9 protein-coding genes are annotated in these 12,086 nt (G+C 62.8%); all 9 read left to right on the top strand.

All coding sequences use genetic code 11. The features are described from left to right. The first annotated feature begins 39 nt into the window (after nucleotides 1-39). Entirely contained in the window at nucleotides 40-1,062 is a 1,023-nt protein-coding gene (locus ACFVTD_RS15435; protein ID WP_387564568.1) for an LLM class flavin-dependent oxidoreductase, read from the top strand. Between the two features lie 414 nt (nucleotides 1,063-1,476). Next, complete coding sequence (locus tag ACFVTD_RS15430; RefSeq protein ID WP_387564566.1) at nucleotides 1,477-2,793, top strand: sialidase family protein; 1,317 nt, start codon at nucleotides 1,477-1,479, stop codon at nucleotides 2,791-2,793. A 75-nt stretch (nucleotides 2,794-2,868) separates the two neighbouring features. Next, on the top strand, nucleotides 2,869-3,954 hold the full coding sequence (locus tag ACFVTD_RS15425) for a M4 family metallopeptidase (protein WP_387564564.1): 1,086 nt from the start codon (nucleotides 2,869-2,871) through the stop codon (nucleotides 3,952-3,954). A gap of 115 nt (nucleotides 3,955-4,069) precedes the next feature. Continuing rightward, nucleotides 4,070-4,441, top strand: coding sequence for a hypothetical protein (locus tag ACFVTD_RS15420; RefSeq protein ID WP_387564562.1), 372 nt, complete (start codon nucleotides 4,070-4,072; stop codon nucleotides 4,439-4,441). Nucleotides 4,442-4,479: 38 nt separating this feature from the next. Continuing rightward, the gene (locus ACFVTD_RS15415; RefSeq protein WP_387564560.1) at nucleotides 4,480-7,251 is read left to right on the top strand and encodes a hypothetical protein; all 2,772 of its coding nucleotides are present in this window, start codon (nucleotides 4,480-4,482) and stop codon (nucleotides 7,249-7,251) included. 443 nt (nucleotides 7,252-7,694) lie between these two features. Continuing rightward, nucleotides 7,695-7,958 (top strand): GH32 C-terminal domain-containing protein, encoded by a 264-nt coding sequence (locus ACFVTD_RS15410; protein ID WP_387564906.1) that lies wholly within the window; start codon nucleotides 7,695-7,697, stop codon nucleotides 7,956-7,958. Continuing rightward, nucleotides 7,958-8,956: an aldo/keto reductase family protein gene (locus ACFVTD_RS15405; RefSeq protein WP_387564558.1), complete on the top strand. Its 999-nt coding sequence runs from the start codon at nucleotides 7,958-7,960 to the stop codon at nucleotides 8,954-8,956. Before ACFVTD_RS15410 ends, ACFVTD_RS15405 begins: the two co-directional genes overlap by 1 nt. Nucleotides 8,957-9,212: 256 nt before the next feature. Continuing rightward, complete coding sequence (locus tag ACFVTD_RS15400; RefSeq protein WP_387564556.1) at nucleotides 9,213-10,283, top strand: LacI family DNA-binding transcriptional regulator; 1,071 nt, start codon at nucleotides 9,213-9,215, stop codon at nucleotides 10,281-10,283. Between the two features lie 79 nt (nucleotides 10,284-10,362). After that, a complete protein-coding gene (locus ACFVTD_RS15395; RefSeq protein WP_387564554.1) occupies nucleotides 10,363-12,036 on the top strand; it encodes an ABC transporter substrate-binding protein in 1,674 nt (557 codons plus the stop codon). Nucleotides 12,037-12,086 lie beyond the last annotated feature (50 nt).

Here is a 12,086-nt window from a genome sequence, read left to right as displayed (position 1 = left end):
GGCGGAATAGGAACGTGAACCACGATGTTGGCTTTGGGTGTGAAGAGTATCGGATTCTTGTCTTTTGGCCATTGGACCGACCACCCGGAGTCCGGCACACGCAGCGCATCGGACGCTTTATTGCAGGCTATCGACCTGGCCGTCGCGGCAGAGGAATTGGGAGCCGACGGCGCCTACTTCCGCGTCCACCACTTCGCGCAACAGTATGCCTCCCCGTTTCCGCTGCTGGCCGCGATCGGGGCGCGCACAAACCGCATTGAGATCGGCACCGGTGTGATTGACATGCGTTACGAGAATCCGCTCTATATGGCGGAGGACGCAGGCTCGGCTGACCTGATCTCGGGCAGGCGGCTGCAGCTCGGAATCAGCCGGGGTTCACCCGAACAGGTTGTCGATGGGTGGCGCTACTTCGGTTACGCCCCGGACGAGGGGGAATCTGATGCGGACATGGGCCGGAGGCATACTGAGCGCCTGCTTGAGGTGCTCACGGGGCAGGGCTTCGCGGCGCCAAGTCCCCGTCCGATGTTCCCCAATCCTCCGGGGCTGCTGCGCATTGAGCCGCATTCGGAGGGACTTCGGGACCGTATTTGGTGGGGTTCCGGCTCGAACGCCACGGCGGTCTGGGCAGCGAAGCTCGGTATGAACCTGCAGAGTTCCACGCTCAAGGACGACGAGAGCGGCAAGCCCTTCCACGTTCAGCAGGCCGAGCAAATTGAACTCTACCGGCAGGCCTGGAAGGAGGCCGGGCACAAGCGGGAACCGCGCGTCTCGGTCAGCCGCAGCATCTTCGCCCTGACGAACGACCTCGACTGGCGCTACTTTGGCCGTGACCGCCGGAGCTCCGACCAGATCGGGAATATTGACGAGAAAACCAGGGCGATCTTTGGCCGCTCCTACGCTGGCGCCCCTGACGAGCTCGCTGCCATGTTGGCCAAAGACGAGGCAATCGCTGCGGCCGACACCCTGCTGCTGACCGTCCCCAACCAGCTTGGTGTGGACTACAACGCCCACGTCATCGAGTCGATCCTAAAGGAGGTGGCCCCACAGCTCGGCTGGCGCTAACCCAGTTTCGGCCGGCTATACGTCTGCTTCCCCGACGGCTGGCTTTCCGGGCAAAGGTCCCTGGTTTCAGTATCGGGCAATGGGTCGATTCGGTTCTGAACAGGGCCAAAGGTCACTGGCCAGAAAAGCTCTCGCGGATTAATGTTCCCGCAGTAGGAATAATGCCCCCGATGGTCCTTTTGAGGGACCCACCGCAGCTGCAGTCTTATAACGAGCCCCGGAACGGGGAAGACGATGGATGCAAAAGAGAACAGGTTCGCCAAACGCTTACGCCGGGCCGCGCTGTTCGCTATGCTTCCGGCCGCCCTCATGCTCAACATGTCCGGCGCCTCTGCTACGACAATCAGCCCACTGTCCGTGGCGAGTGGGGCCAGTCCATTCTCAGCCTGCGGGTTAGGCTTGGCCCCCGGCGCCGTGAACTACCGGAACGCCGAGGTGGAGCCTTGGGTATCTGTCGATCCTGCCCACCCCAATAAGGTTATCGGCGTGTGGCAGCAGGACCGGTGGTCTGACGGCGGCGCCCGCGGGCTGGTGGCCGGCTACTCGACGAACGGGGGAACCACCTGGAAAGAGACCGCCCAACCGTTCTCCGCGTGTGCCCCGGGCGGCCCTTCCCGCTACGACCGGGCGTCGGATCCTTGGGTCTCGATAGGGCCAGATGGTACGGCGTACTCGGTATCCATCTCTTTTCAGGGGGTCGGTTACGACAACGCGGTTCTCGCTTCGACGTCCATTAATGGCGGAGCAACGTGGAATGCCCCGAAGACCTTGATTGAGGACCTCGGTTCGCCCCAGTTCTTCAATGACAAAGAGTCCGTCACTGCTGACCCCTTGGTTGCGGGTACCGCCTACGCGGTGTGGGACCGGCTCGTTTCACCGAACGAAAACCCGCGAAGTTCGGCCCATGCGTCCGCATTCACAGGACCCACCTTGTTCTCCAAAACGACGGACTCAGGCGTCACATGGAGTACCCCGAAGGTCATCGTCCCCACGACCAACAAGCAGCAGACCATCGGCAACCAGATAGTTGTTGGGCCGGGCGGAACGCTTTACAACTTCTTTGACCTCATCCTGGGCACGGGCCCTAACGGTGTGGACCAGCTGCACGGGCTCAACGTGGCATTCACCAAGTCCGTAGATGCTGGCGCGAACTGGACGGCACCGAAAGTCATCGCAAAGCTCAACACTGCTGGTGTTTCCGACCCCAACACCGGCGCGGCCGTTCGGACCGGGGACATCATCCCAGAGCCCGCTGTCGACCCGGCCACCGGCCAACTCTATGTCGTGTGGCAGGACTCCCGTTTCAACGGCGGCCACTACGACGAAGTCGCAATCTCAACGTCGACCGACGGCGGCGGCACCTGGAGCGATCCCACACAAGCCAACTCTCCACAGGGCGTCCCCGCCTTCACCCCAAGCGTCCGCGTCGCCGGCGGCAAAGTCGGAATTGCATATTATGACTTCCGCAACCTCACCGCGGGAAACACAACCAGCCTTCCGACGGACTACTGGTTCAGGTCCTCCGCAGTGGGCACTCTTGCGCTTGGCGGCGAGACGCACGTGCACGGCCCGTCCGACATGATGACGGCACCCTCCGCGCGCGGGTTCTTCATTGGCGACTACGCCGGGCTGGCACCCGCGGGCTCATCATTTGCGTCGCTGTCCATACGGGCCAATGACGCGAATACATCAAACCGGACCGACGCCGTGTTCTCATCCATCACGCCGTAGGCCAGCTGATCCTCCCCTCCAGGGGCCGGATCCGGGGGCCGCCGGCGCCAAGAAACCGACCGTAAGGAGATCATCATGTCCGCACGCACGCCGCATGGATTGGAACGTGCCGCGAGCCGCCACTCCCTTGCCTGCATCCTTCCACCGGACCTATTGATCGAACTGGCCCGCGGCGCGGACGATGCCCACAGGGACTCCCTATTGTCGACGCTGGCCATCGATCAAGGACTTCGGGTCTTCAGGGCCGAGATCGCCGCCCGCACCCTCCAGCACCCCACAGTTCTTGGGCGCACGACGGCAGGTGGTTCCCCCAACCGCCGAATTTACGACCAGGCGCATTCCAGTGAGCAGGTTCCGGGGAGGGTTGTGCGCTCCGAAGGAGACCCACCGGGCGCCGACCAATCCGTGAACCAGGCCTATGACAACTTCGGTTACACTTACGCCCTTTACTGGGACATCTTCCACCGGGACTCGATCGATGACCAGGGCATGCCGCTGGAGGGACTGGTTCACTTCGGTACAGACTACGACAACGCCTTTTACGACGGAGCCGGCCACATGTATTTCGGCGACGGCGACGGCAAGACGCTTACCGACACCACCAAAGGCACCGACGTCGTCGGGCACGAACTCACCCACGGCGTGACCCAGCACGAAGCAAACCTGACCTACTCCGGCCAGTCGGGCGCTTTGAACGAATCGTGCTCGGATGTTTTCGGCGTCCTGGTCAAGCAGTACCACCTCGGCCAATCCGCACAGCAAGCGGATTGGCTGATCGGCGCCGACATCGTCGGACCGCTACTGTCCCCTGCGCTCCGCTCCATGAAGGCGCCCGGTACCGCCAACCAGTACGACCACCAGCCTGCCACGATGGACGGCTACGTCCGGACGTCCACCGACAATGGCGGCGTCCACACCAACTCCGGAATCCCGAACCATGCGTTTTATCTCGTGGCCACCGGGATCGGAGGCAACGCATGGGAAGCACCCGGACAGATCTGGTATGACACGCTCGCTGATCCCAGACTAAAACCCAATGCAACCTTCAGTTCGTTCGCTGGCCTCACCCTCCGGTCCGCGCGAACGCGCTACGGGACAGCAAGTACCGAAGCAGGCGCCGTTGCATCCGCATGGGACGCGGTCAAAGTCCGCGCCCGCTGACATGAAGGAAGACCCAGCAACCCGTCAGCAGCTTTCCGAACTCATTGAGCAGCGCCGGGCGAATATCAGGACCTTCCTGCGAAGCGCGCGGCCCCGCAGGAACAGGCTGATCAACATGAGTGTCATAGGGAGCGCCCTGGCCGCAGCGCTGACAGTCGGGCCCGCCGCAGGTGGTACTAAGTTCACAGAGGGCGTCCAGGCTCTGCTGTCCCTGGACGACGACTCGACAGTATGGCGCATCCTCTGCCTGGTCGCCGTCCTTTGTTCCCTGACCGCGGCCGTGTCGACGGGTCTGTCCAACTCCCATGAACTCGCCTCCCGTGTCAGTGCCGCCGAGGCCTGCAGTGCGGAATTGGAGGGTCTCGCGGGTGCGTTGGCTTTCGGCCATCTGCATCCCGAAGACGCCGTCCGGCTCTATCAGCAATACATAGCCAAAGTCGCCTTCATAGACGACGCCCTCACCCGTTCATCGACCAGCGTCGGCTGAGCTGCCGCACGAGCCGGGGAAGCAGCCAAGGAGAGTCCATGGCCTCAGCATTGGAAATTCTCGAGCTTCGCGTCCACGGAGTCCGGAACACCCCGCCATACGAGATGTTGGGAGTCGACCCGGCAGACGTTGAACCGGCAGACCATGACGGCATCAGGCTCGTTGACAAGTTGGCCGGCTTTTACAAGGTAAGGCAGTCCCGCGCAGATGCATCCTCGTCGCCGGATTCGGGAACACAGATGGAGGCATACAGTTGGGGCAAGCTGGACCGCTTCGCGCCGAACGGTTTTGTGGGCAAGAGCGTCCGGGCACTCTATAACGTTGGATGGTTCTTGATTGCCCCCTTCGGTTTCGCCAATGCCGCCTACTGGGCACGTGTTCTCAAAGCCGACGATAGACGCGGTGACGGAGTCGACCCCGGCACAGGAGCGGCACTGGTTCGTCTGTTCAGCCTGCTGCTGACGCTCTTGCTGGCGACTGCCGTCGCCACGACCGCCATGGACTTCATCGCCGTTCAGTGCTTTCGCGTCACCTCGGACGGGCACCTGCAGATGTGCGATGCATTGCCGCACTGGTTCGATGGCCTTAGAAGCTTGACGCGGGGCCAACGGCTCGCAGCAGTGTCAACCTATCCGATCATCGCAGTGGCACTCCTGGCCGCTATCAGCCTGTCCAGTGATGTCCGTTTTCGTACCCGGTTCACGGATCAAAAACGCGTCCAGGGACATTCCCCCGTCCCAAAGAAGCGGGAACGCCGCACAATGGAAAACAGGCTGCGGCGCACTCCGGTCCTCGCCGCACCACGGTTGTGGATCCGGCGGGTCAACTCGCCGACAGGAGTGGCACACATCGCCGCCAGCGTGTTGCTCGTGGCTTTCCTTCTCGCCGCCGATTTCAGGGAAGCTACGAAGGACGACGCCATTGTTGCCACGGCTTTAGTAGCGGTGTCGTGCCTGCTCCTTGCCGTGGTAGCCGGCTCCGTCATGTATTGGGGATCGGAGAGCGTCCGTGCACCCTTCGGAGCCGGGTTTTCCCGCATGGCCTGGGCCGTTATCCTCCTCCTTCTAAGCTTGGCCGTCTACCTGTACACGGTGGTAGTGGTTTGCCGCGCCACTACTGCCGGGCAAGCAGCTCCGTTCACGGTGGCCCAACTGGTGCCCACAGTGCTGGTTGCCCTCCTGGCGATACTCGCGACGTCCGGATCCCTCATGCGCCTGGGCCCAAGTGCCGCCGTCGTCTGGGGAACACTGTTGTGGTGTGTTGCCCTCATTGGCATCCTCATCATTATTGGCCGGTGGAATTCTGCACCAATGTCCGTGAGCACCGCCTTCGTACTATGCGCGGCCTGCCTGCTGGCTGTAGCGGCATCCCTGATGAACCAGCGGGACAGGGCACCCGTGCGGCCACTCGGTCGGCAGGCAGAAGCATGGCATGGCCTGGCCCCCGCCGTGATGATGTACCTCAGCCTTCTGCTCGCGGCGTGCTACTCGAGCGCCATCGTCGTCGGCGCCGGCAACTGGCTGCAGGCCGGCGGCCTCCTTTGGCAACAGGACAGCACCCATCCGCTCTTCCGCACCCTGCTCAGGGACGACGCGTCCGCCGTCTCGATCCCCTTCCTTTATTGGGCAGCGGGTGGAGTCATGGTCCTCCTGGTCCTTGCCGCCGTCGTCATCCTGGGCGCGCTCATGCTGGGCAGCCTCTGGATCGGTGAAGGAATCACCAATCCTTCGATCGACGACAGCGAACTGCCCTACACGTCAGAAATCATGGCCGTCCGCCGCAGAAGCGCCCTGCTGCAACGCGGCGAGCGCATTGTCGGGCTGGCAGCTGGAGCCACCCTGGCAGGCGTCCTCCTGGTCCTTGCGTTGACCATCCTCCACGAGAACGGCACCGGCCACGAGTGGCTCCGGCACCTTTGGTTCTGGAACGCAGTCTCCCCGGCCGGCACCGGGGTGGCCACCAGCGCCCTGACAGCCGCAGGCGTGTTGATAGTAGGGGTCGCGATTTCGAGCGCCGTCGTGGGAACAGGCAGGCCGCTGGGGCTGCTTTGGGACCTGGTGGCCTGGCTGCCACGGGCCGGCCACCCTTTTGGCCCCGCGTGCTACTCCGAGCGCGTGGTTCCCGAACTTGCCAACCGGATGCTCCAGTGGCTCACCGACCAGAAGAAGGTGGACGATCCCGCGGTGCTCGATCAAGTGCAGCCCTCGCGCCGCATCCTTTTGGCTACACACAGCCTGGGGGCCGTCCTGGGCATCGCCGCGATCTACCACCTGGCCGCCATGGCCCAACACAGGGATCTTGAGGCCGGGCCTAGGGGAACGGATGCTGACGGGGCCACGGCCAAGAACAGTGCCAGCGATCTTTTGTCGAGGATCAGACTGCTTACCTTCGGTGTTCAACTGCGCCCATACTTCGGCAGGTTCTTCCCCGACCTGTGGGGACCGGCCGTCCTTGGAACCCCGGGTATACAGGGACCACGATTTTTCGGGAGCGATCCATGGCGAGGGCGCTCCCTCCCCACGCCGCCCGTCCCGTCCGAGGGCCACCTTGCGGGCCTCCTGGGCGGTGGGGCAGCCGGTCCGGAAGTATGGCTGAACATCTGGCGAAGGACGGACTATCTCGGCTTCCCCGTCTACTCGTATCCGCACGACACCCAGGACGCGAACGCTCTGGACGGCCTCGCCCTCGAGATAGAGCCCGACTCTTACCAGGCGCTTGTGGCCACCCACGGAAACTACTTCAAGACCGGCCGCTACGCCCTTGCCCGGGAAAGCTTACTGAGCGAGTGGGATCTCCCGGAGGAGCAGTGAAAAGTCTTTGACACTGGGTGGCTAACGCGGGTAACTTAGATCACACAGTGCAAGTAACGCGAGTTACTCGAAATGCTTAGCGCCTTGCTTCAGCTCCCCCAGGCACCTCCCGACGCGTCGGGACTTCCGGCGGCCCTCGTCCATTCAGGGGCTGAAGGAGCAGGCGGCCCACCCGTAACAGCAGGACAGCCGACCACTGCCACTGGCAATTGACCGGCTGTCCGCTACTGAACACCCTTCGGTCTGACCGCGAAATCAACGTCGAAGAGCGAAACCCGACCCACCCTTCACCTTGCTGATGAAGACAGGAACAGGCAATCCATCATGACACAACCCAGATTCCCTCTTCAGGTCGAGCCAAGCGTCCGCGCACGCCCCCCTCCGCAGGCCTCCGAACCTCACGCATGGCCATGAAAAGAGAACAATGAACAGCGTTACCACCACTGCTGAGACCTACAGGCCCAGGCTTCCACGAAACCTTCCCCTCCACCAGCCACGCCCCGATTGCGGCCGGCGAGGATGGCAACTACACCCTGCAGATCTTCATCGACCAGTGCTCGGTGGAAGTGTTCGCGAACGATGGGCTCGTCGCCGTGACCGAATTGATCTTCCCCGAGCCCGGTCAAACCTCTTTTGCCCGCTACTCCACCGGCGGCACAGCCGACGCCGTGCTCCAACTCACCAACTTCGGAAAGGACGACGCCTAATGGAATACCGCAAACTGGGATCCTCCGGCATGTACATCAGCGAAATCGCCTACGGAAACTGGGTCACCCACGGTGAGCAGATCGACCAGGCCGCGGCGACGCAATGCGTCAAGCAGGCACTGGAACTAGGCATCACCACCTTCGACACTGCCGACGCCTATGCCAGTACCCGCGCCGAGGAAGCCCTGGGTGAGGCGCTCAAAGGAACACGCCGTGAGAGCGTGGAGATCTTTACCAAGGCGTACTTCCCCACCGGGGATGGCCGGAACGACCGTGGCCTGTCCCGCAAGCACGTCATGGAGTCCATCGACGCATCGCTGCGCCGGCTGCAGACTGACTACGTCGACCTGTACCAGGCGCACAGGTACGACTACGAGACCCCGCTGGAAGAGACCATGCAGGCCTTTGCCGATATTGTCCGGGCGGGGAAGGCACACTATATAGGGGTGTCAGAGTGGACGACGGACGAGATACGAGCCGGCGCAGCCTTGGCCAAGGACCTGGGCGTCCAGCTCATCTCCAACCAGCCGCAGTATTCCATGCTGTGGCGCGTCATCGAACAGGAGATCGTTCCCCTGAGCGAAGAACTGGGCATTAGCCAGATCTGCTGGTCCCCGCTCGCCCAGGGAGTCCTCACCGGCAAGTACACCTCCGGCGAGGCTGCCCCACAAGGCTCCCGCTTCCAAGGCGACAACGGCGAGCTGAAGAATGACCACAGATTTCTCAACGAGGACATCCTCACCCGCGTCCAGGAACTGAAGCCCCTGGCCGATGAGAGCGGACTGTCAATGGCAGCCTTCGCGGTCGCATGGGTGCTGCAAAACCCCAACGTCTCGGCAGCCATCGTGGGCGCATCCCGGCCCGGGCAACTTGTCGACAACGTCCGGGCCGCAGGAGTCAAGCTCGATCCGGAACTGCTCCTGAGGATCGATGACATCCTCGGCCCAGTCGTCGAAAAAGACCCGGCGAAGGTCGAGTCCTTCAAAACCCGCCCCTAACCGCCGGACGTCCCGGCGGTAAGACGGGGGATGTCCGAATCCGCCAGCGGCACCTCGTCCGGGTGCGGCCGGCGCGTCCGGACGAAGGGCCGAAACCCCGCATCCGCTACATCAGAAATGTGTTGACACCCTTGAGTAACGCGGGTAACTTAGATCACAGCCAGGAAGTAACGCGAGTTACCCAAGTCAGAACCACCACTCGACATCCGCATCAGTACTGGCAACCCCAGCTCAATGAAGACCCCTGGAGCATTCAATGGCGAAGACCACCTCCTCCCACAAAGCCGGCACCTTCCGGCAGCGTGGCGTCACCATGAATGACGTAGCCAAGCATGCCGGAGTATCCCGGACGGCTGTTTCATTCGTGCTGAACAACCGCGAAGACGCCAGCATCTCGGAGGAGACCCGGACCCGCATCGCTGAAGCGGTTCAGAAATTGGGCTACCGTCCAAATGCCGGGGCGAGGGCACTGGCATCCCAGCGCAGCGATTGGTACGGCATTGTCACTGAGATCGTCACAGCACCCTTTGCCGTGGACATCATCAAAGGTGCCCAGGACCAGGCCTGGATTGACCGTCGGTTCCTCCTGATCGCACCGTCAGACCAGGCTGACAAGGCCGGCACCAACCAGGGAATGGAGGACGCTGCTGTTGAGAAGCTGCTGGAGCAGCGGGTGGAAGGCCTGCTGTACGCCGCAACGCACCACCGCGGCGTACATGTGCCCCGCAGCGCACACGAAGTGCCTACGGTTCTCGTCAACTGCTTCGACCTGGACGGGAAGCTGCCCTCAATCGTCCCTGACGAACGCGCGGGCGGTCGGGTCGCCGTCGAACGCCTCCTCCAGGCCGGCCACACCAGGATCGGTGTCATCAACCTGGACCCGCGGATCCCGGCAGCTGTCGGGCGCCTGCAGGGGGTCCGGGACGCGCTGGCCGCCGCCGGCCTGGAACTTGATCCGGAGCTGGTGGCGGCAGGGTATGCGACGGCAGACGGCGGGTACGATGCTGCCCGCCAAATCCTTGACCGGTACCCGGCCGGGGACAGGCCAACGGCCCTGTTTTGCCTCAATGACCGCATGGCCATGGGCGCTTACGACGCCATCAAGGAACGTGGCCTGGCCATCCCCGGCGACATCGCCGTGATCGGCTTCGACAACCAGGAACTCATCGCGGCCTACCTGAGGCCCAAGCTGACTACTGTTGCGTTGCCGTTCGAAAAGATGGGCGCTCTGGGAGTCCAGACGCTCGCCGCCCTTACAGCCGGACAGCCGATCACTGCCAACCAGCAGTTGGTCGACTGTCCGCTGTTAGAACGCTCTTCGGTCTGACCGCGAAATCAACGTCGAAGAGCAAATCCCCACCCACCCTTCACCTTGCTGATGAAGACAGGAAGAGATAAACCCCATCATGACACAAACCAGGTTCCTTAAGTCCGCCCGCATTGCAGCGGCCGGACTGGCTGTAGGCGCGATGCTGCTGACCGGCTGCGCCGCCACCGGCAACAAGTCCGGCGGCACCGACGCCGCAGCCAACGCCAGCGCGTTCCTCACCATTCCCCGTGAAGACATGGGCACGTTCGTGCAGAACTTCAACCCGTTCGCGCCGACCGTCAACCCCATGGTCCAGCAGTCCATTTACGAGTCCCTCCTGGTCTTCAACCCAGCCCAGGGGAATACGGTGCCGTGGCTGGCCACGGACTGGAAAGCCTCGGACGACGGCAAGTCCATCACTTTCACCTTGCGTGATGGTGTGAAGTGGTCCGACGGCCAGCCGTTCGTTGCCGACGACGTCGCCTACACCTTCGAGCTTCAGAAGAAGCTGAAGGGAGGCTACGAGTATCTCGACGGCGTGACGGCACAAGGCAACAAGGTCACCTTCAACTTCAACAAGCCCTGGTCCCCCGCCCTGTATGACGTCGGCCAGCTCAGCATCTTGCCCAAGCACATCTGGTCCGCCCTGGCTGATCCGGAAAAGGACGCCAACGCCAAACCGGTCGGCACCGGACCCTACACCGAGGTGGACAACTTCCAAGCCCAATCCTTTGTGCTGAAGAAGAACCCCAACTACTGGCAGCCGGACAAGCAGAAGATTGCCGGCATCAAGATGCTCGCGTTCGCCGGGAACGACGGCGCCAACCTTGCCGCCGCCAACGGCGATGTGGACTGGGCGCCCCAGTACATCCCGAACATCGAAAAGACCTTCGTCTCAAAGGATAAGGACCACCGGCACTACTGGTTCCCTCCGACCGGTGCCATGATCAACTGGCAGCTCAACACCACCAAGGCGCCCTTCAACGATGCTGATGTCCGCAAGGCGCTGAGCATGGCCGTGGACCGGGACCAGGTCACCAAGATCGGCATGAGCGGCTATGCCCAGCCGGCCGACTGCACCGGCCTCTCAGGCAACTACGAGACCTGGAAGAACACCCAAGTCAGGGACAACTGCACGTGGACCAAGCACGACGTCCAGCAGGCAAACGACCTGCTGGACAAGGCAGGCTACCCCAAGGGCCCCGACGGCAAGCGCACGCTCAAGGACGGCAAACCGTTCGAGTTCAAGATCTCCGTGGGTGCTACCTCGTCCGACTGGCTCTCCGTGGCCAACGTGATCTCCCAGAACCTGGCAGAGGTCGGCGTGACCGCGAAGGTGGACTCCCCGGACTGGGCTGCCGTCGTGGCAGGGTACGAAACCGGTGGCTTTGATTCCGGCATCGTCTGGAGCGCCAACGACCCCAGCCCGTACAAGTACTTCAACACCTCCATGGGCTCCTCAACGGTGAAGCCGGTGGGCACCAAGACGTTCGACAACTACCACCGTTTCGGCGACCCCAAAGCCGATGCCCTCCTGACGGAGTTCGCTACCGCCACGGACCAGTCCAAGCAAAAGGACATTGCCAACAGGCTGCAGGAAGAATACAACGACGCCGCGCCCTTGGTGCCGCTGTTCTCCGGCCCGGAATGGGGTGCGTACAACGACACCCGTTTTACCGGCTGGCCCACCCAGGACAACCCTTACGCCACCCTCTCCGTCCGGGCACCCACCACGGTTCTGGTGCTGACAAGCCTCGAACCGCGCAAGTAGTCCCCACCGCCACTCAACGCCCGACGGCCTGGCCATGCCATCAGCCGGCC

This window comes from Pseudarthrobacter sp. NPDC058119, from assembly GCF_042884655.1.
Lineage (GTDB): Bacteria > Actinomycetota > Actinomycetes > Actinomycetales > Micrococcaceae > Arthrobacter.
This window is presented reverse-complemented; position numbering and strand designations above follow the sequence as displayed.